The organism is Lentzea sokolovensis, from assembly GCF_033949975.1.
GTDB classification, from domain to species: Bacteria; Actinomycetota; Actinomycetes; order Mycobacteriales; family Pseudonocardiaceae; genus Lentzea; species Lentzea sokolovensis.
Window position 1 is genome coordinate 312,721 of sequence record NZ_JAXAVU010000010.1, and the last position, 19,605, is coordinate 332,325.

Genomic DNA, 19,605 nt, shown 5'->3' on the forward strand with positions numbered 1-19,605 from the left:
TCACGCCCCCAGGTGCGTGAGGGCGTTGACGACGGACTCGGTGGTGGGCTGGTGGATCTCGCCCGCGAGCCGGCCGTCGGCGAGCAGCACCACGCGGTCCGCGTAGCTCGCGGCCACCGGGTCGTGCGTCACCATGATCACGGTCTGGCCCATCTTGCGGACCGACATGCGCAGGAAGTCGAGGACCTCGGCGCCGCTGCGCGAGTCCAGGTTGCCGGTCGGCTCGTCGGCGAAGATGACCTCGGGACGGGCGACCAGTGCACGGGCACAGGCCACGCGCTGCTGCTGGCCACCGGACAGCTCGGTCGGGCGGTGCGTGAGGCGGTCGCGCAGGCCCAGCACGTTGACGATCGTGTCGAACCATTCCTTGTCGGGCTTGCGGCCGGCGAGCTCCAGGCCCAGCAGGATGTTCTGCTCGGCGGTCAGCGTCGGCAGCAGGTTGAAGGCCTGGAACACGAAGCCGACGCGGTCGCGGCGCAGCTTGGTCAGGTCCTTGTCGTTCAGCTTGGTGATCTCGGTCTGTCCGATGTGGATCGCGCCGCTGTCCACCGTGTCCAGTCCCGCGAGGCAGTGCATCAGCGTGGACTTGCCGGAGCCGGACGGGCCCATGATCGCGGTGAAACGGCCGGCCTGGAATGCCACGTTGACGCCGTCGAGCGCCCGCACCGCGGTGTCACCCTTGCCGTAGACCTTCACCAGGTTGTGGGCCGCCGCGGCGGTCCGGGTGCCGACCTCGGACACCAGTGCAGACATGTGACTTGCCTTCCTCACAGGGGATGTTCCTCGATGAGGAAGAAGCTATGAGGAAGCTGAGTGCGCGGACATCAACTCGGCGACGCGTTGCGCGTCAGCCTGAGGTATGACAACCAGGGCTATTCCAGCAGACCCCGGTCGTACGCGATGGCCACGGCCTCCGCGCGCCGCGACGCGCCCAGCTTGGCCATGATCCGGGAAAGGTGCACGGAAACGGTCTTCTCGCTGATGTAGAGCTCCTCGCCGACCTCGCGGTTCGTCCGTCCCGAGGCCACCAGGCCGAGCACTGCGCGTTCGCGCGGGGTGAAGAGGTCGACCTGCTCGCGCACCGGTTCGTCAGCCCTGAGGGTGATGCGGGCCCGCTTGGCGCACGACGCCACGGCCTCGGCGAGCGGAACGGCCTTGAGCCTCGTCGCCACCTCGTCGGCCAGGCGCAGCTGCTCGGCCGCCTCCTCGCGGCGGTCCGCGCCCAGCAACGCCTCCGCGAGTCGCCACCGGCACAGCGCCTGCTCGAACACGACCCCGTAGGCGAACTCGTCGACGGCGGCCTGCCACAGCTCCGGGTCACCGGCGCCGGTCAGCCTGGACTCCTCGGCGAGCCCGCGGGCCAGCCACGCACGTCCCTCCGGGCCCAGCACTCCGGCGCGCGGCTTGCCGTTCTCCGCGGTCAGCCGCACGTGCTCGGCGAGTTCGTGTCCTGCCGCGACCGCGTTCTTCTCGGCCTCGGCGTCCCGCTTGCGACGGGCCTTCGCGGCGATCTCCGCGTGCGCCGCGATGCCGATCGCGCCGATCCTGATGCCCGCGAGCATCCACGGACCACCGAGCTTGCGCGCCCACGCCAAAGCGTCCGTGACGCGCTCGACGGCCAGTTCGGGACGGCCGCGCCACAACGCGAGCTCCGCGCCCGTACCGCCGTTGATCAGCGCGATCTGGATGTCGCGGTGCCAGTCGCTGCGCAGCTTCGTGATCATCCGCTCGGACTCGGCGAGATCGCCGCGCGAGACCGTGAGGTGCGTGCTCGCCGACGCCAGCCGGGCCAGCACCGTCGACGACACGGACATGCCGGGCGGTTCGCTGGCCCACGCCGCGTAGTCCCAGTCGCCGATGTAGTAGTGCACGAGCACCTGCAGGATGCGGATCTCCAGCCCGTACATGCTCCACGTCAGGCCGGTCTCCTTGGCCCGGTCGCCCGCGAGGTTGTAGACGCGGGCGGCCTCGGCCAGTTCGCCGCGGTCGTAGTGCATCAGGCCGTAGTAGTACCAAGCCCTCAGTTCGTTGTTGAACGCTCCGACCTCGCGTGCGCATTGGATGGCGCGCTCGAAGCTGGCCTTCGCCCCCTCGGGCTGACCGGCGTGGTCGTCGAGGATCGCCAGGGTGCCGAGCCCGTCCGCGACCGCACCCGGCGCGTTCGCCGTCTGGCCGTCCGCGATCGCGAGTTCGGCGGCCTCCCTGGCCTTGGCGTCCTTGCGTTGCTGGCGCAGGGAAGAGGCCTTGCCCGCGAACACACGGGCGCGGGTGGGGCTGGGCTCGCGGTCCTGCACGAGGGCGAGCGCCTTGCCGAGGACCAGGAAGTGCTCTTCCTCGTTGCCGTCGAGGATCGAGAGCGCCTGCGAGAGCCGCAGCCAGACCTCGGCGGCCTCCTCCGGGGTCTGCTCGGCGCCGATGGCCTTGGTGGCGCTGCGGGCGAAGGCGACGGCGCGTTCCGGTTGCCCGGCCGTGCCCGCGACCCAGGAGGCACGCCGCAGCAGCACTGACTCGTCCACATCGGACGGACGGTCGGCCGCGGCGACGGCGTTCCACAGGTTGAGGGCCTTTTCCAGGTACCGCAACGACTCCGCGGGCGCGCCGGCGCGTTCGGCCTCCTTCGACGCCTTGATCGAGGCCTCCAGGGCCTGCGGCAGGTTGTGACTCTCGAACGCGTGGTGGGCCAGTGCCGCCGCGCCACCGCGTTCGTCCGGCCGCTGGGCCAGGTGATGCGCGTAGGCGGCGTGCAGCCGGCCCCGTTCGCCGGGCAGCAGGTCGCCGTAGACCGCCTCCCGGACCAGGGCGTGACGGAAGGCGTAGACCTCGTCGTCGTTCACGACGAGCAGGTGGTGCTGGATCAGCTCGCGCAGGGCGGTGTCGAACGCGATGTCCGCCATGCCCGCGACCTCGTGCAGCCGGTAGTGCCGGACCCGGCGGCCCCAGACCGATGCGACGCGGACGACGTGCTGTGCCTCGGGGCCAAGGCCTTCGACCCGACTGAGCAGCACGTCGGCGAGCGCGGACGGCAACGACCTGGCGTCGTCACAGGTGGCCACCGCGATGAGTTCCTCCGCGAAGAACGCGTTGCCCTCGGAGCGTTCCGCGACCTGCTGGAGGACGTCCTCCGGCAGGTCGTCGGACAGGGCCTCGACGAACCGGCGGGCATCCGCCGCGTTGAACGGCGAGAGGTCCAGGCGGTCGACGGCGGGCAGCCGGACCAGCTCGGACAGCAAGGGGCGCAACGGATGGCTGCGGTGCAGGTCGTCCGCGCGGTAGGTGCCGACGACCAGCAGACGCTGGGAACGCAGGCGGGACAACAGGAACGACAGCAGGTACCGGGTGGACGCGTCCGCCCAGTGCAGGTCCTCGACCACGAACAGCACGCGCTGCCGTTCGGAGAGATCACCGAGAAGCCCGAGCACGGCGTCGAACAGCTGGAGCTGTCCCACGTCCTGCTCGGGCCTGCGGCCTGGAATGAGGCTCGGCGCGATCATGCCCTCGGTGCCGGGTTCGCGTTCGGCGGGCAACGTCAGCTGCGGCAGCAACATCGCGAGCGCCGGCCGGTTCGCCACGTCGCCCTTCAACTTGCCCAGCGCCTCGGCGAACGGCAGGTACGGCAGGCCGGTCTCGCCGACGTCCAGGCACCGTCCCATGAGGACGAGGGTGTCGTCGGCGCTGGCGGCCAGTTCGTCTATCAGCCGCGTCTTGCCCACACCGGCGTCACCGGCGAGCAGCACCGCCCCCGCGGTGCCCTCCCCGGCCTGTGCCAGCGCGGCACGCAACCGGTCCAGTTCCCGATCGCGTGCGACCAGCGGAATTCCGGAACCCAGGCGCGCCACAAGAGGCATGCTGTCACAGGTCATGAGCGGGTGCTGCTGGGTTTTCCAGAGGTGCGGTGGATCACCCGGCTCAGCCACGACGGCCCGTTGCCGTTCGAGCGCTGCCAGTTGCACGCCGCGGTACCACGTCGGTAGTCGATTTCTGCCTTGATCGCCTCAGGGGTCCATTCGGTCATGGACAGAAGGTTCGTCCTGAGGCCTTACCTCAGGCATCGGGCGATCGCGCAGTCCTGCCCGCGAAACCCCTTACCCGACCGTCACCGCACGTGCGCGAGCCAGCCGAGCCCTTACCCCGTCGGCCTCCGGCGCTCCCAGCTCGCTGAACAACGCCAGCGCGCGCTGCCAGTGCGCCGCCGCCCCCGCCGCGTTCAGCTGCTCGAACACCGCGGCGAGCCGGTCGTGCGCCAACGCCTGGTGGTACGGCGAGACGGCATCGCACGCCACCGCCAACGCCGTACGGGCCGAAGTCAGCGCACCGTCCGTGTCACCGGTCTCCAGCAGAGCCGTGGAGATGTCGACGTGGCAGGCCGCTTCTCCGCACTGCTCACCGACCTCGTGGTACATCCGCAACGCCACGCGCAGCCACGGCATCGCGTCGTCGAAGCGCTGGGTGCTCAGGTACAACAGGCCGAGGTGGTGGTGGGCGTTGGCCTCGGCCCACTTCGAGCCCGCGATCCGCGAGATCTCCATGGCCTCGCGGTAGTGCGCCTCGGCCTCGGCGGCCCGGCCCAGGTCCTGCAACGTGCCGGCCACCGTCGTCAGGGCCCGCGCCTGCTGATGCACGTCTTCCTTGCGCCGGGCCACTTCCAACGCGCCCTGCTGGGCCTGCAACGCCTCTTCGAAGCGTTCGAACTGCAGCAGCGCGACGCCGAGGTTGAACTGCATGACGAACCGGGCGTCGTCGTCGTTCAGCGCGATCGCGGCCTGCAACGCGGCCTCGGTGAGGCGCAACGAGGTCTCGCGCTCGGTCCGCAGCCAGAGATACCGCGACAACGTGTACGGCAGCTGCCACGCGTGGACGTGCCAGCCGGAACCCGAGGCGAGCTCGGCGGCGGCGATCAGGTTGGCGCGCTCGGCGTCGAACCAGGCCGTCGCGTCCGCGGCACCGGAGATCGCCGGCACGTGGACGGGCCGGTGCTCCGGCGCGACCAGGACGCTGCCGCGGTTGATCGGCAACAACCCGTCGGCGAGGTCCGCGCAGTGCAGGTAGTAGTCGAGCATCCGGCCGGTGGCGGCACGGCGCTCCGGCTCGGACAGCTCTCCTGCCAGCGTCTTCGTGTAGACGCGGACGATGTCGTGGGCGACGTGCCTGCCGGGTTCGCTGACGGACAGCAGGTTCGCGGCGGTCAACGCGTCCAGCGCGCGTTGGGCTTCCAGCAACGCCACGTCGCCCATCGCCGCGACCACGTGCGGGGTCAGGTCCGCGCCGGGGTGCAGGCCGACGATCGCCAGCAACCGCGACGGTTCCGCGGGCAACGCACGGCGTGAGGCGTCCAGGGCGGCTCGTACGGTGCCCTCACCGTCCTCCAGGCCGAGTGCGGCCAGGCGGCCCTGCTCGTCCTGCAGTTCCTCGACCAGTTCGGCCACGCGCAGACGAGGGGACACGGCGAGACGGGCCGCGGCGATCCGCAACGCCAGCGGCAGGCCGTCGCACAGCTCGGCCAGTTCGCGCAGCGCACCGGCCTCGATGTCCGACCGGCCGGCGATGCGGCCCAGCACGTCGACGGCGGCGTCCGGGTCGAGCATGTCCAGTTCGATCAGCTTCGCCTCGACCTGCGCGACGAGCCCGACCAACCGGCGGCGCGAGGTCACGACGACGCACGAGGGCGCGCCCGGCAGCAACGGCAGCAGATCGGCCGAGCTGCGGACGTTGTCGAGCATCACGAGCATCCGGCGATCGGCCAGCAACGTGCGCAGCAGCGCCGAGCGTTCGTCGACCGAGACCGGGGTGTCGCTGGCCGGAACGCCCAGCGCGCGCAGGAACCGGTTGAGCACCTCGCCGATCTCCAGCGGCTCCCGGTTCGGGTCGTAGCCGTGCACGTCGACGTAGAGCTGGCCGTCCGGGAACTCCTCGCGGACCCGGTGCGCCCAGTGCAGGGCGAGCGCGGTCTTGCCCACCCCCGCAGGACCGGTCACCAGCATCACCGGGCCGTCGTGGCCACGCAGCAACGCGTCCATGAGGCCGAGCTCGGGGTCCCGGCCGACCAGCGCGACCGGAGCGCGCGGTAACTGGGCGGGGATCGTCATCGGCACGGGTTCGGGAGCACTCGGCTGGTGCGGCACGCGGACCGGCGCGCGTTCCGGCTCGGGACTGTCGCCCGCCAGCACCGCCTGGTGCACCCGGCGCAGTTCGGGACCCGGCTCGACGCCGAGCTCCTCGATCAGCACGGCGCGGGCCTCCCGGTACGCGGCCAGTGCCTCGGCCTGACGGCCCGCCTGGACCAGCGCCCGCATCAGCAGACCGTGGCCGCGTTCGCGCAACGGGTGCTCGGCGACCATCGACCCGAGCTGCGAGACCAGTTCCGGGCCCTGCCCGATCGCGAGGCCCAGCTCGGCGCGTTCCTCCAGCACCGCCAGCCGGCGTTCGACGAGACGGCCGCGCTCGACGTCGGCGTGCAGGCCCGAGACACCGCCCAGCGGTTCGGCGCGGAACAACGCCAGCGCGTCGTCCAGTTCGACCGCGGCTCCGGCGAGATCACCGGCGGCGCGCATGCGGTTCGCGAGCAGGACCTGACGTTCGAACACGTCGAGGTCCAGGGCTCCGGGCTCGACGCGCATGAGGTAGCCGTCGCCGACCGAGGTCAGCAGCTCGGCGGGAGCCCTGCGCGCACGGGTCGGTTCGAGCGCCCTGCGCAGTCCGGCGACGTAGGTCTGGACCAGGTTCACCGCACTCGAGGGCACGTTGTCGCCCCACACGGCCTCGATGATCTGCCCGCGGTTGACCGGTGTGTTGCGCTCCAGCAGCAGGACCGCGAGGACGGCGCGTTGCTTCGCCGCACCGAGATCAACCTCTTGACCTGCGCGAACGACTCGGAGAAGGCCGAGAACCTCGAACCGAAGGGGTTCCTCGCCGTGCGTCACCGATCTGTCCTTCGCCTGTGGTCCACCTGGAGCTTGAAGATCACTTCAGTCGGGCTCCAGTCGTGCTGTAGAAGCCATTCTTACGCTTAGCGTGTCCAACCAACCACAGACCGCGAGATCAACGGAAACCGGAGATCGCGGAGTCCGTGCAGGTTGGACCGGACAGCGGAACACCCGCTGCTCCCCATGATCGACGTGGGTCGGCCGGCGTGCAAGGGGCATCCAGCCCGCGGCGGCGGAACGCCGGCCGGCCCACGTCCCCTTACGCGAGAAGGCCCCGGCTGGTTGATCCAGCCGGGGCCTTCCTCGTTCTCGTCTTTCGATCAGCTGACAAAAGACCCTGTCTTCGCGGCGGTGAGGAACGTGTCCCATCCCGCGCCGCCGAACCTCAGCCGCGCCCCGTCCGCGTTCTTGCTGTCACGAACCGCCGCACCTGATGAGACGAGCGCGATCTCGACGCACTCGGGCCCACCGGCCGACGACCTGCTGCTCTTGCGCCAACGCAAGCTTTCCACTCTGTTCACTCTCCGGTCGCGGTCACGCGAGAGTGCGAGCGATCTCACGAATCAGGGTTGCCGATTCCCGCGGTGTCAGGGCGGAACTCACGAGACGCTCGAACATCTCGGCGTAGGAATGGACGTCCGACTGTTGTTCCAGGTAGACGCCGCTTCTGGTGCTCTCGATGTAGACGACGTCGGAGTCGAGCTGCTCGGGAAAGCTCAGGATGACGAACGGGCCGTCCATCGCAGCATGACCTCCGGCGCTGAACGGCACGACCTGCATCGTGACGTTCGGAAAAGCACCGACTTCGAGAAGACGCGCCATCTGCACGCGCATCACCTCGGCGCCGCCGACGAGCCGGCGCAGGGCGGCTTCGTCGATCACGACGTGCAGGCGCAACGGGTCGTCCTCGCTGAGCAGGGCCTGCCTGGCCTTGCGCAACCGGACGCGGCGGTCGATCTCGGCGGTGCGCGCGTCCGGCAGCACCTGGCAGATCAACGCCCTCGTGTACGACTCGCACTGCAGCAGGCCCGGGATCATCAGCCCCTGGTAGGTCCTGATCGAGTCCGCGTCGGCCTCGTACCCCACGTAACGACCGGGCACGATGTCGCCGAACTCGTCCCACCACGCCTTGCGACGGGCTTCCCTTGCCAGCTGAACCAGTTCCTCGAGGGTGGCGGCGTCCGCGCCGTAAACGTTGAGCATGTCCCGCACGTCACGCGGGCTCACCCCCACACGGCCGGTCTCGATGCGGCTGATCTTGGAGGCCGAGCACTCCAGGCGCTCGCCCACCTCCTCGATCGTCAGCCCTGCCACTTCACGCAGTCGCCGGAGCTCGCTCACGAGCCGGCGCTTGCGCAGAGTCGGGCTGCTACCCCGCATGACTCCTCCTGGACGGCATCCACACCTCCTGGCCGTACCCAGTTTGAGAGCAAAGGAGCTCGTCGCAAAGAGACGTCATCCATTCGTGTACTGCAACTTGCAGATCGCAGGTTCGACGCGACAGTCTGCTGGGGCTGCTTACGTAAGGACTGGAGCTCTGAGCCTGATGGCCGTCACGGTGTTCAGCCAACTGGACAAGTCGCTGCACTCCCACCTGGCCACACTCACCGACCTCGCCGCACGTGGCGACGACCAGACCGCTCTCGTACTCGCCAGGGTTGAGTTGCCGAGGGTGGTCGCGGTGGTGAAGGCGTTGCTCGACGAGCACCAGCCCGACGAGCACGGCCGGTGCGCGACCTGCAAGCGCGGCTGGTTCTCACGGCGAATGCCCGCACCGTGCCGTGCTTATCTCTCGGCGCAGCTGATTTTGACCGTCGTGGGCCAGGAGACTGCGCACGGCAAGCATCTGCGCTCGGTAGGCTGAATTCCGGAACTCGATAGTTCTTCAGTTCCGACCCGACTTGGGCCGGCTCCGCACCCCCCGACCGGAGCCGGCCCTTCTTCGTGATCACCTCGCGTGACGACGCCGCCCAAGATCAACACGGTTGGCTGAAAGATCTGTCACAGCACCGATTCCGGCCCCATCATTGAGGGCGACGCGGCCTGATCCCGCCCCATGATGCCTGTGCCGACACGGAGGTGTTCCCGTGCCGACCCCACATGACCGCGCCGACGAGCTCGATGCCGTCCGGCCGCGCCGCATGCTGCCTTTAGAGCGCCTCTAGAGCGCCATCTCCTGAGCTCACTCCCCTCCCCGCCCTGTGCAGCCGTCGCACAGGGCCATGCCGCTGTTCAGCAAAGGGAAATCTCGTGAACCATCAGCCCAGGTCCAACACCGGCGACCACACCCCGCACGGTCCACCGCTCATCCTCAAGCACGACCTGCCCGCGAGCTTCGTGCTGTTCCTCATCTCGATCCCGTTGTCGCTCGGCATCGCGCACGCCACGGGCGCGCCGCTGATGGCCGGGATCATCTCCGCGATCATCGGCGGCGTGGTCGTCGGCGCGATCAGCGGAGCGCCGTTGCAGATCAGCGGGCCGGGGACCGGGCTCGTGGTGATCGTGGCCGGGCTGGTCGCGCAGTTCGGCTGGGCGGCCACCGCGGCGATCACGCTGGCCGCGGGAGTCCTGCAACTCGCGTTGGGGCTCACCGGGATCAGCCGCCTGGTGATGTCGCTGTCCCCCGCCGTGGTGCACGGCATGCTCGCGGGCATCGGCATCTCCATCGCCGTCGGGCAGCTCGTGGTGGTGCTGGGCGGTACGGCGGCGTCGACGGTCCCGGCGAACCTCGCGCTGCTGCCGGGAGAACTGGCCGGAGCCCACCTCGGGTCGGTGCTGGCCGGTGCCGTGGCGATCGCGGTTCTGCTGCTGTGGCCCCGTGTTCCGCGTGTCTCGCTGATTCCGGCGCCGCTGGTCGCCGTCGCCACGGCCACCGCGCTGGCGTTCGTGCTGCGCCTCGACGTCGCCAGGGTCGACCTGCCGGACAGCCACGCGCTGGTGTTCCCGGAGATGCCGCGGGGCAGCGTCGGCACCGTTCTCACGGCGATCGTCACGGTCGCGCTGGTGGCGAGCATGGAGTCGTTGCTGTCGGCCGTCGCCACGGACCGGCTGCACGACGGGCCGCGTGCCCGGCTGGACAAGGAGCTCATCGCGCAGGGCACCGGCAACGTGCTCGCGGGCGCGCTCGGCGGGTTCCCGATCAGCGGTGGCCTGGCACGCAGTTCCACGAACGTCGCGGCGGGCGCGAAGACCCGCTACGCCGCGATCTTCCAGGGCGTGTGGATCGCGGTGGCGGTGCTGGCGTTCGCCCCCGCCCTGGAGCTGATCCCGTTGTCGGCGCTCGCGGGTGTGCTGTTCGTCGTCGGACTCCGGCTCGTGTCGGTCGCCCGGATGCGGAACCTGGTGCGGCACCGGGAGTTCCTCGTCTACGCGGCGACCGTGCTCGGCGTCGTCCTCTTCGGACTGCTGGAGGGCGTGGTCGCCGGGCTCGCCATCGCGTTGCTGCGCGCGTTGTACCGGCTGACGCACTGCTCGGTGCGGGTCGAGAGCAACCGGGTGTACGTGCGGGGATCGTTGGTGTTCCTGGGAGTCGGGCGGCTGGTGCGGGAACTGCGCAGGATGCCGCAGGGCGAGACCGTCGTGCTGGAACTGCACGTCGACTACCTGGACCACGCGTCCTACGAGGCGATCAACGACTGGCGCGAGGGCTACGAACGGCTCGGTGGCCGGGTTCAGGTCGACGAGGTGCACGACACCTGGTACGACCGGGCGAACCAGGGCAAACCGGGGCGGCGCAAGACGTTGCCCGGCCCGCTGCCGCGCTGGTTCGCTCCGTGGTCGCACTGGCAGGGAACGCCCGGCCCGGTGACGCTGCCGGAGCAGCGGTCGTCCGTGGAAGGCGATCCGATGCTGCGCGGGATGCACGAGTTCGAACGCCGGTCCGCGCCGTTGGTGCGGCCGTTCCTGCACGAGCTGGCGGTGCGCGGCCAGCAGCCCCAGCAGCTGTTCATCACGTGCGCGGACTCCCGCGTGGTACCGAACCTGATCACCACGTCCGGGCCGGGCGATCTGTTCTGCGTGCGCAACATCGGCAACCTGGTGCCGATGCCGGCGGCGGGTGACAGCTCGGTCGGGGCGGCGATCGAGTACGCCGTGGAGATCCTGAACGTCACCACGATCGTCGTGTGTGGACACTCCGACTGCGGCGCGATGAAGGCCCTGGTGAACGGGTCCGCGTCACGCGGCTCGCACCTGCACTCGTGGCTGCGCAACGCCGAGCCGTCGTTGATCCGGTTCCACGCGCCGACGTCGCCCGGTTGCACGGACCTGCCGGTGGCCGACCGGCTCGCCGTCGCGAACGTCGCGCAGCAGCTGGACAACCTGCTCGCCCATCCGAGCGTGCGGGAGGCGATCGCCGCGGGCACGCTCACGTTGAAGGGCCTGTACTTCGACATCTCGAACGCCCGCGTGTACCTGGTCGACCCGGACCGCAACGGGCTCGAGCCGGTGACGGCACCGGCCTAGAAGAGCGAGAAGCCGCCCCGAAAACGCTCGGGGCGGCTCCTTTGACGCTTCTGGCTAGCAGGTGCCGATCCAGGAGCACTCCACGTCGAAGCGCTCCTTCGCGGGAACCTTCGTGCGGTCCTGCGCCGGAGCCTTGCGCTGCTGCGGCACCGACTGGACCTGCGGCGACACCAGCTGCGTGCCACCGTCGGAGGCCAGGCGCACGGCGATCCTGTCCTCGATGTTCTTCGGGCTGTTGAACAACAGGACGTTGTTCTGCACCACCGAGAACACCAGCTCCCGGCCGGCCTGCGTCTTCACGTAGCCGGACAGGCCCGAGACGCCGGAGAGCGACCCGGTCTTGGCCTTCAGGTTGCCCGCGGCCGGGGTGTTCTTCATGCGGTTGACCAGGGTGCCGTCGACACCGGCGACCGGCAGCGACGCCTGCCACGCGGCGAACCACGGCTTGGTCTTCGCCTTGACCAGCACCGAGGTGAGGTCGTCCGGCGAGAACTGGTCGAGCCTGGACATGCCGGAACCGTCGAAGACCTCGACCGCGTTCGGGTCGACGCCCAGACCGGACCACTTGGTGCTGAGCTGGTTGACGCCGTTGGTGAACGAGCCACCCGCGGTCTTGACCAGCACCTCGGCCAGCATGTTGTTGCTGTCCTTGAGCAACGGGACGATCAGCTCGCTGAGCTTCATCGACGTGTCGGTCGCGAGGACGGCGGCGTTCGCCGGCGCCTTCTGCCTCTTCACACCACCGGTGACGGTGATCCCGTTGGCCTGCAAGGCCTTCTGGAACACCGACGTCACCAGCCCGGTCGGGTCCTTGACCGACGAGAGCGCGGTGGTCTCGACGGACGTGGAACCGCTGACGAAGATCCGGTTCGTGCCGTGTTCGCGTTCCACGGAGACGCCGCCGTTGCCGGTCGTCGCCGTGGACACGATCTGCACGTGGTCGTTCGCCGGTTCGGTCGTCACGACAGCCGGGGCGCCCGCCGCGGCGCCCGGCTTGACGCGCACGACCACGGTGCCCGCGCTGAACTTCGCGTCCGGCGAGAGCGTGAGCGCCGACGTCTCCGCGCTGTAGGCGTACGGCTCGTCGTCCCACGCCCAGCCCGTTCCGTACGGCTGCGCGTCGAACTTCGTGTCGTCGATGACGAGCGCGCCGTTCACCGTGGTGACGCCACTGGCCTTCAACGTGTCCGCGAGCTGCTGGTAGCGCAGCCGGGACATCGTCGGGTCGCCGCCACCGCGCAGCACCAGATCGCCGTTGAGCGCCGTTCCGGTCTTCGTACCGGCCGAGACGAGCTCGGTCTTCCAGCGGTAGTCGGGACCCAGCAGGTCCAGCGCCGTCGTCGTGGTGAGCAGCTTCATGTTCGACGCCACCTGGGAACGCCTGCTGCTCTGCCTGGTGTAGATCACTTCACCCGAGTTGGCGTCCCGCACGACCAGGCCGACATCCGCGCCCTTCAGCGCGTTGTCGGCCAGGATCGTGTCGAGATCAGCCGTGAGGGCCTCGTTGCCGACCGCCACGGCGCCGCCGCTGGACGTCAGGGTCAACCCTGCCGTCACAGCGACGACCGCCCCCAGAATGCCTAATTTCACGCTTCCACCTCTGATCGATCACCCGACCACAACGTGTGGAAGCTACCGGGCTTGTCGATGCGCCTGTAGGTGTGTGCCCCGAAGAAGTCCCGCTGTCCCTGGACGAGCGCGGCCGGCAGACGTTCCGACCGAAGTCCGTCGTAGTAGGCCAAAGCGGACACGAAGCCCGGCGTCGGCACGCCGGATTCCACTGCTCGCACCACAACCCGGCGCCACGCGGCCTCGGCGTTGCGCACCGCGTCGCGGAAGTAGTTGTCCACCAACAAGGACTCGATGTCCGCGTTCGCGTCGTAGGCCTCGCGGATGCGGTTGAGGAACTGCGCGCGGATGATGCAGCCACCACGCCAGATCGTCGCCATCGCGCCGAGGTCGATGTTCCAGTCGAAGTTCTTCGACGCCTCACGGATCATGTCGAAGCCCTGCGCGTACGCGACGACCTTCGACGCGTAGAGCGCCTGGCGGACGTCGTCGACCAGTTCGGCGTCCGGCTTCGCGACGACCTCGCTGGCGCCGAACGCCTCGCGCACGGCCTTGCGCTGGTCGGTGTGGCCGCTCAGGCTGCGCGCGAACACGGCCTCGGCGATACCGGTGACCGGCACACCCAGTTCCAGCGCCTCCTGCACGGTCCAGCGGCCGGTGCCCTTCTGCTCCGCCGCGTCCTCGATGACCTGCACGAGCGGCGTGCCGTCCGCGTCGACGTGCTTGAGCACCTCGGCGGTGATCTCGACCAGGTACGACTCCAGGTCGCCCGAGTTCCACTGAGTGAAGACCTCGGAGATCTCCGCCGGCGTCTGCCCGCCGATGCGGCTCAGCAGGTCGTACGCCTCGGCGATCAGCTGCATGTCGGCGTACTCGATGCCGTTGTGCACCATCTTCACGAAGTGCCCGGCGCCGTCCGGTCCGACGTGCACGCAGCACGGCTGACCGTCCACCTTGGCCGCGATCTCCTCGAAGACCGGCCCGACGTGCTTGTAGGACTCGGCGGGACCGCCCGGCATGATGCTCGGGCCGTTGAGCGCGCCCTCCTCGCCGCCGGAGATGCCGGCGCCGACGAACAGCAGCCCCTTCTCCTTCAACGCGGCCTCACGGCGACGCGTGTCGTTGAAGTGGGCGTTGCCGCCGTCGATGACCATGTCGCCGGGTTCGAGGATCCCGCTCAGCTCGTCGATGACGGCGTCGGTCGGGCCACCCGCCTTGACCATGATGATGATCTGGCGCGGCGTCTGCAGGCTGTCGACCAGATCCTGCAGCGTCTCGGCGCCGACGAAGTCGCCCTCGTGGCCGTGCTCGTCGAGCAGGGCCTTCATCTTCGCGGGCGTCCGGTTGTGCACGGCAGTTTTGAAACCGTGCCGCGCGAGATTCCGCGCGAGGTTGCTGCCCATGGTGGCAAGACCGGTGACCGCGATACGTGCTTTGCCTTCCGTCATACGCGACAGCCTGCCGTGTTCCGCGCCTTTACGCGAGACGTCACAGGGTGTTCTCAGACTCCGTTTTGCCAGGTGAACCGCGTCACGTGCCGGTACGTATTGCTAGGCGTAAGTTGGCTTCATGACGGAATTCACGAGCGTGGGACGCTCGGCGACCGACCGTGCCCCCAGGTACGGATCGCAGCTGGTGAAGCACTTCACGGCGAAGGACCTCGAAGGGTCCTGGGAGGACACGCGCGGCTTCGTCCGCTTCTCGGCCGGACTCGCGGAGTTCGAGGCCGCGGACGACGCGTTGATCATGCGCGTGGTCTGCACGTCGGAGGAGGACGTGGCCCGGCTGCGGGACGTCGTGGAACGGCACCTCGTCCGCTTCGGAACGCGCGACGAGCTGTCCGTCACGTGGGACTCAGGTAGCGAGAACTGACGCGGCCAGTCCGATGAGAGCGGTCCCACAGACCCTCTCGAACATCGCGCGCGTCCTGGGCCTGTTCAACAGCCTGCCCAGCTGACGCGCCGACGGCACCACGATGACCCAGAACACCGCGAACACCCCGACCGTGACGGCGCTCAGCACGGCCGCCTGGGGAAGGGGCGCGGCGTTCGGGTCCATCGCCTGCGGGATGAGACTCAGGAACGTGAGCATCACCTTGGGGTTCAACAGGTCGCACAGCATGCCGCGCAGGAACACGTTCTTCTGCTGAGGCTGCTCGTCCAGCGGCTTGCTGGCCGACCTCAGCGTCATGAACCCGATGTACGCGAGGTAGACCGCGCCGATCGCCTTGACCACGAACAACGCCGCCGGAGCCGCCGCCACGAGCGCGGACAACCCGACCGTCGCGAGCGTCGCGTGGATCAGCAGCCCGGTCAGCACACCGAGCGCGGCCTCGACGCCTTTCTTGAAGCTCCGGACCGCGTTCCCCATGACCAGTACGAAGTCGGGACCGGGCACGACCGTGATCACCACGAGTGCCAGCAGGAACGACGTCCACGCGATGTGCATGGCGCTGATCGTCCGTGGTTTGTTCGTGCGAGTTCCAGCAGGTCAGTACGATGTTCGGTTATGCGCGAACAAGCCGAACTGGATTCGGTCGACTGGCACATCCTGGAGGAGTTGCAGAACGACGCGACCCTGCCCAACCGCGCGCTGGCGGAGATCGTCGGGCTGGCGCCGTCGTCGTGCCTGCAGCGGGTGCGGCGGCTGCGGGACCTGGGCGTGATCACGGGGTGCCACGCCGTCGTCGACCCGGCTACCACCGGGCTGCCGTTGGAGGCTGTCATCTCGGTGAACGTGCGGCCGCACACCCGTGCGGTGGTGGCCGGTTTTCGCGCTTTTGTGATGGCTCAGCCGGAGACACGGTCGATCTTCCACGTGTCCGGGCAGGCCGATTTCCTGATCCACATCGCTGTCGCAGGATCCACGCATCTGCAGGCGTTCCTGATGGACAAGATCGCTTCGCGGACCGAGGTGCGGAACCTGACGAGTTCGGTGGTGCTGGAGCGGGTGGAGACGCGGGCGCTGACGCCGCCGGCGACCCTGCGGCCGACTCACCGGCGACGCAAGGCCTGATCAGCAGGCTCGGATCGATGCCACGACCTGATGTCTTGGCGTGAGCGGCGGCATCTCCACCGGCATCCCGTCGACGCGGCACGAGCCGCCCTTGATCACTCGCACAGGGGTGCGAGCTCACTGCCCATCGGGTGATGACTTGATCACCCGGATCAGCCCCTCCTGCACCACGGTCGCCACCAACGCCCCGTCCTGGGTGAAGAACCGCCCGGTGGCCAGCCCACGATTCCCCGAAGCAGACGGCGAAGTGGTGTCGTACAACAACCACTCGTCTGCCCGGAACGGCCGGTGGAACCACATGGCGTGGTCCAGAGACGCCCCCAGAACCTTGTCCAGTCCCCAATAAACGCCGTGCCGAGCCAGCACCCCGTCCAGCAGTGTCATGTCCGAGGCGTACGTCATCACGCAGAGCTGCAGCATCGGGTCGTCCGGCAGCTTGCCGTCGGCCTTCATCCACACCCGTGACGCGGCCTGACCCGGACCGTCCTCACGCGACTCCCACGGCGGCTCGGTCACGTAGCGGACGTCGATGGGACGCGGGAACTTCAGGTTCACCAGCGGGTAGCTCTTGGCGGACTCGCTCCACGTCGGCAGTGACTCGGGGTCCGGCACGTCGGGCATCTCCGACGAGTGCTCGACGCCCTGCTCGTCCTGCTGGAAGGACGCGGACAGCGAGAAGATGGCCTTGCCGTGCTGCACGGCCACGACGCGGCGGGTGGTGAACGAGCGGCCGTCGCGGATGCGGTCCACCTCGTAGACGATCGGCACGCGCGGGTCGCCGGGGCGGATGAAGTACGAGTGCAGCGAGTGCACCCGCCGTTCCACCGGGACGGTGCGGCCCGCGGCGACCAGGGCCTGGCCCGCCACCTGTCCGCCGAAGACGCGTACGGGCGACTCCGCGGGCGAGACACCGCGGAAGATGTTCTCCTCGATGCGTTCCAGGTCGAGCAACGCGACCAGGTCGTCCACTGCGGATTGTCCACTCAGGCCCGAAGGGCTCGAAGCGGCGGCACGGGCGGCCTCAGTCACGGCGGAACTCTCCTAGGTCTGGGCAAGGCACCGGCCCTGCTCCCGGCACACGTCCAGTATGCGGGAGCAGGGCCGGCATCACGACGGGCCTGACTGAGAGTCAGAGCACTTACGCGTGGTCGTCCTCGCCCAGGCGGTGCACCCGGATGAGGTTCGTCGACCCGATGGTGCCGGGAGGCGATCCGGCGACGACCACCATGAGGTCACCGGCGGAGTAGCGGCCGATCTCGATCATGGCCACGTCGACCTGGCGGACCATCTCGTCGGTGGACTCGACGCGCGGCACCAGGAACGTCTCGGTGCCCCACGTCAGCGACAGCTGCGAGCGCACGGCCGGCTCCGGCGTGAAGGCCAGCAGCGGCAGGTGCGTGTGCAGGCGGGCGAGGCGGCGGACCGTGTCACCGGACTGCGTGAACGCGACCAGGGCCTTGGCGTTGAGGCGCTCGCCGATGTCGCGGGCCGCGTACGAGATCACGCCGCGCTTGGTGCGCGGGACGTGGGTCAGCGGCGGCACGACGACCGACTCGGTCTCGACGGCCTCGATGATGCGGCCCATGGTCTGCACGGACTCGATGGCGTAGCGGCCGACCGAGGTCTCGCCGGACAGCATCAGGGCGTCCGCGCCGTCGAGCACCGCGTTCGCGACGTCGGACGTCTCGGCGCGGGTCGGGCGGGAGTTCGTGATCATCGAGTCGAGCATCTGGGTCGCGACGATGACCGGCTTGGCGTTCTCGCGGGCGATCTGGATCGCGCGCTTCTGCACCAGCGGGACGTGCTCCAGCGGGAGCTCGACGCCCAGGTCACCGCGGGCGACCATGACGCCGTCGAAGGCCAGCACGATGGCCTCGAGGTTGTCCACGGCCTCCGGCTTCTCGATCTTCGCGATCACCGGGAGGCGCTTGCCGCCGCTGCGGTCCATGACCTGGTGGACCAGGTCGATGTCGGCCGGCGAGCGGACGAACGACAGGGCGATGAAGTCCACGCCCAGCGAGAGCGCGAACTCGAGGTCCTCGACGTCCTTCTCGGACATGGCGGGCACGGAGACGTCCATGCCGGGCAGCGAGAGGCCCTTGTTGTTGCTGACGGGACCGCCCTCGGTCACCTCGGCCACGACGTCGGAACCTTCGACGTCCACGACCACGAGCGCGACCTTGCCGTCGTCCACGAGCATGCGGTCGCCGACCTTGGCGTCCTTCGCGAGCTCCTTGTACGTCGTCGACACGCGGTCGTGCGTGCCCTCGACGTCCTCGACGGTGATGCGGACGATGTCGCCGGTGTTCCAGTCCACCGGACCCGCGGCGAAACGGCCGAGGCGGATCTTGGGGCCCTGGAGGTCGGCGAGGATTCCCACGGCGCGGCCGGACTCGTCGGCTGCCGCGCGGACCATGTCGTAAACCTGCTTGTGGTCGGCATGGCTGCCGTGGCTGAAGTTCATCCTGGCCACGTCCATACCGGCCGCTACCAGGTCACGGACCTTTTCCGGCGTGCCAGTGGCGGGACCGAGGGTACAGACGATCTTTGCGCGTCGACTCACGTGTAGAGAGAGTAGACCCCGTTCCTGGACCGATCCCGAACTACTACTCAGTAATGTTCTGACCATGGGTCGAGTACTGCCTTTTGTGATCGCGGCGTCGCTCAGTGTCGTCGTGTTGTTCACCCCCGAGTCAGGTGTGCCGAGCTCGCCACCTGGTACGGACAAGGTGGTCCACACGCTGCTGTTCGCCCTGCTCGCGTTCACCGGCCTGTACGCGAAACTTCCTCGCATTTTGCCGCTGCTGGTCGTCTACGCAGGCGTTTCGGAGGTGCTCCAGCAGCTGGTCACGCCACTTCACCGCAGCGGCGACGTGCTCGACGCGCTGGTGGACGTCCTCGGGATCGGCCTGGGGTGGGCTACCGCGACCTGGTGGTCTCGCTCACGCCGACGTGGTCCTCGCACCACGCGTTGAGGTCCTTGAGCTGCTTCCACGACTTGCGCACCCGGTCCAGACAAGCCGGCTCGTGCAGCACGTCGTCCGGTTCCCAGACCTTGCGGACGTAGAGCGACCGGTGCTTGAGCAGGTCGAGGTGCGGGTGGTCGTCGTCGAACCCGCGCGGCTTCGACTTCATCACGTCGCCCGCCACCTGCCAGCCCTGCTTGACCAGCTTGTCCACGATCTTGCGCAACAGAACGCCGTGCGCGTCGACCGAGGCCCGGTAGCGGGTGAGCTGGTCGGACTGCATGTGGAACGAGCCGCCGCCGGTCATCAGACCCTCGGGACTGAGCTGCACGTAGTACGCACCGCCGCCGCGTCCCTTCTCGATGACAGCGCCGCAATGGTCCTTGTACGGCGTCTTGTCCTTGGCGAACCGCACGTCGCGGTAGGGCCGGAACACCTTGCCCTCGCCGAACTCCTTCTGCAGCGCGAGCAGCAGCGCCTCCATCGGGGCCCGCACGTCGCGCAGGTAGGTCTCCTTGTTGTCGTCCCAGTACGCCTTCGAGTTGTCCAGGACCAAGCCGTCGTAGAAGTCAATGGCGTACTCGCCGAAACCGCTGAACGTCACCGAGTCAGCCTAGGCGGATCGCCCATGTGCGTGAAAATTCGTTTGAGAACACACAATCAGGCCATAA

At 68.9% G+C, this 19,605-nt stretch carries 17 protein-coding genes; 5 read left to right on the forward strand and 12 right to left on the reverse strand.

Annotated elements, in window-relative coordinates:
• The 6 genes from SK854_RS23425 to SK854_RS23450 form a co-directional block, all read right to left on the reverse strand.
• A complete protein-coding gene (locus tag SK854_RS23425; RefSeq protein WP_319977228.1) occupies window positions 1–753 on the reverse strand; it encodes an ABC transporter ATP-binding protein in 753 nt (250 codons plus the stop codon).
• Window positions 754–872: 119 nt separating this feature from the next.
• Window positions 873–3,845, reverse strand: a complete 2,973-nt coding sequence (locus tag SK854_RS23430) for a helix-turn-helix transcriptional regulator (protein ID WP_319977229.1) — start codon at window positions 3,843–3,845, stop codon at window positions 873–875.
• Window positions 3,846–3,856: 11 nt separating this feature from the next.
• Entirely contained in the window at window positions 3,857–4,012 is a 156-nt protein-coding gene (locus SK854_RS23435) for a hypothetical protein (RefSeq protein ID WP_319977230.1), read from the reverse strand.
• 70 nt (window positions 4,013–4,082) lie between these two features.
• Window positions 4,083–6,917, reverse strand: coding sequence for an AfsR/SARP family transcriptional regulator (locus SK854_RS23440; protein WP_319977231.1), 2,835 nt, complete (start codon window positions 6,915–6,917; stop codon window positions 4,083–4,085).
• A gap of 323 nt (window positions 6,918–7,240) precedes the next feature.
• Complete coding sequence (locus tag SK854_RS23445) at window positions 7,241–7,432, reverse strand: DUF397 domain-containing protein (RefSeq protein WP_319977232.1); 192 nt, start codon at window positions 7,430–7,432, stop codon at window positions 7,241–7,243.
• 22 nt (window positions 7,433–7,454) lie between these two features.
• Window positions 7,455–8,300: a helix-turn-helix domain-containing protein gene (locus SK854_RS23450; RefSeq protein ID WP_319977233.1), complete on the reverse strand. Its 846-nt coding sequence runs from the start codon at window positions 8,298–8,300 to the stop codon at window positions 7,455–7,457.
• A 166-nt stretch (window positions 8,301–8,466) separates the two neighbouring features.
• On the opposite strand from SK854_RS23450, the gene SK854_RS23455 reads away from it, so the two are divergent.
• Both SK854_RS23455 and SK854_RS23460 read left to right on the forward strand, forming a co-directional pair.
• Window positions 8,467–8,784 (forward strand): hypothetical protein, encoded by a 318-nt coding sequence (locus SK854_RS23455; protein WP_093597178.1) that lies wholly within the window; start codon window positions 8,467–8,469, stop codon window positions 8,782–8,784.
• 386 nt (window positions 8,785–9,170) lie between these two features.
• The gene (locus tag SK854_RS23460) at window positions 9,171–11,384 is read left to right on the forward strand and encodes a SulP family inorganic anion transporter (protein ID WP_319977234.1); all 2,214 of its coding nucleotides are present in this window, start codon (window positions 9,171–9,173) and stop codon (window positions 11,382–11,384) included.
• A gap of 54 nt (window positions 11,385–11,438) precedes the next feature.
• Here the strand turns inward: SK854_RS23460 and dacB are convergent, their stop codons facing one another.
• Both dacB and gndA read right to left on the reverse strand, forming a co-directional pair.
• Window positions 11,439–12,974, reverse strand: a complete 1,536-nt coding sequence (dacB, locus tag SK854_RS23465; protein WP_319977235.1) for a D-alanyl-D-alanine carboxypeptidase/D-alanyl-D-alanine endopeptidase — start codon at window positions 12,972–12,974, stop codon at window positions 11,439–11,441.
• Window positions 12,971–14,401, reverse strand: a complete 1,431-nt coding sequence (gene gndA, locus SK854_RS23470) for an NADP-dependent phosphogluconate dehydrogenase (RefSeq protein ID WP_319977236.1) — start codon at window positions 14,399–14,401, stop codon at window positions 12,971–12,973. Before gndA ends, dacB begins: the two co-directional genes overlap by 4 nt.
• Before the next feature lie 121 nt (window positions 14,402–14,522).
• Here gndA and SK854_RS23475 point away from each other — a divergent pair, with 121 nt between their 5' ends.
• Window positions 14,523–14,825: a DUF2218 domain-containing protein gene (locus tag SK854_RS23475; RefSeq protein WP_189158634.1), complete on the forward strand. Its 303-nt coding sequence runs from the start codon at window positions 14,523–14,525 to the stop codon at window positions 14,823–14,825.
• Here SK854_RS23475 and SK854_RS23480 read toward each other — a convergent pair.
• A complete protein-coding gene (locus SK854_RS23480; RefSeq protein ID WP_319977237.1) occupies window positions 14,808–15,401 on the reverse strand; it encodes a LysE family translocator in 594 nt (197 codons plus the stop codon). The two genes, SK854_RS23475 and SK854_RS23480, sit on opposite strands and share 18 nt — an antisense overlap.
• Window positions 15,402–15,461: 60 nt before the next feature.
• Here SK854_RS23480 and SK854_RS23485 point away from each other — a divergent pair, with 60 nt between their 5' ends.
• Window positions 15,462–15,968 carry an Lrp/AsnC family transcriptional regulator gene (locus SK854_RS23485; RefSeq protein ID WP_319977238.1) on the forward strand — a complete coding sequence of 169 codons (507 nt, stop codon included), beginning with the start codon at window positions 15,462–15,464 and terminating at the stop codon, window positions 15,966–15,968.
• A gap of 117 nt (window positions 15,969–16,085) precedes the next feature.
• Here SK854_RS23485 and tesB read toward each other — a convergent pair whose 3' ends face one another.
• Window positions 16,086–16,997, reverse strand: coding sequence for an acyl-CoA thioesterase II (tesB, locus tag SK854_RS23490; RefSeq protein ID WP_319977239.1), 912 nt, complete (start codon window positions 16,995–16,997; stop codon window positions 16,086–16,088).
• A gap of 109 nt (window positions 16,998–17,106) precedes the next feature.
• The gene (gene pyk / locus SK854_RS23495; protein WP_319977240.1) at window positions 17,107–18,531 is read right to left on the reverse strand and encodes a pyruvate kinase; all 1,425 of its coding nucleotides are present in this window, start codon (window positions 18,529–18,531) and stop codon (window positions 17,107–17,109) included.
• Between the two features lie 64 nt (window positions 18,532–18,595).
• On the opposite strand from pyk, the gene SK854_RS23500 reads away from it, so the two are divergent.
• Complete coding sequence (locus SK854_RS23500) at window positions 18,596–18,943, forward strand: VanZ family protein (RefSeq protein ID WP_319977241.1); 348 nt, start codon at window positions 18,596–18,598, stop codon at window positions 18,941–18,943.
• Here SK854_RS23500 and SK854_RS23505 read toward each other — a convergent pair.
• Entirely contained in the window at window positions 18,888–19,538 is a 651-nt protein-coding gene (locus SK854_RS23505; protein WP_319977242.1) for a DUF2461 domain-containing protein, read from the reverse strand. The genes SK854_RS23500 and SK854_RS23505 overlap by 56 nt on opposite strands.
• Between the last annotated feature and the right edge of the window lie 67 nt (window positions 19,539–19,605).

Bases quoted from the DNA above. Each gene is read 5' to 3' on its own strand.
- SK854_RS23455 (WP_093597178.1), top strand. From the start codon at position 8,467: ATGGCCGTCACGGTGTTCAGCCAACTGGACAAGTCGCTGCACTCCCAC.
- SK854_RS23430 (WP_319977229.1), bottom strand. From the start codon at position 3,845: ATGCCTCTTGTGGCGCGCCTGGGTTCCGGAATTCCGCTGGTCGCACGC.
- SK854_RS23450 (WP_319977233.1), bottom strand. From the start codon at position 8,300: ATGCGGGGTAGCAGCCCGACTCTGCGCAAGCGCCGGCTCGTGAGCGAG.
- SK854_RS23500 (WP_319977241.1), top strand. From the start codon at position 18,596: ATGGGTCGAGTACTGCCTTTTGTGATCGCGGCGTCGCTCAGTGTCGTC.
- SK854_RS23480 (WP_319977237.1), bottom strand. From the start codon at position 15,401: ATGCACATCGCGTGGACGTCGTTCCTGCTGGCACTCGTGGTGATCACG.
- SK854_RS23485 (WP_319977238.1), top strand. From the start codon at position 15,462: ATGCGCGAACAAGCCGAACTGGATTCGGTCGACTGGCACATCCTGGAG.
- SK854_RS23435 (WP_319977230.1), bottom strand. From the start codon at position 4,012: ATGACCGAATGGACCCCTGAGGCGATCAAGGCAGAAATCGACTACCGA.
- SK854_RS23425 (WP_319977228.1), bottom strand. From the start codon at position 753: ATGTCTGCACTGGTGTCCGAGGTCGGCACCCGGACCGCCGCGGCGGCC.
- SK854_RS23475 (WP_189158634.1), top strand. From the start codon at position 14,523: ATGACGGAATTCACGAGCGTGGGACGCTCGGCGACCGACCGTGCCCCC.
- gndA (WP_319977236.1), bottom strand. From the start codon at position 14,401: ATGACGGAAGGCAAAGCACGTATCGCGGTCACCGGTCTTGCCACCATG.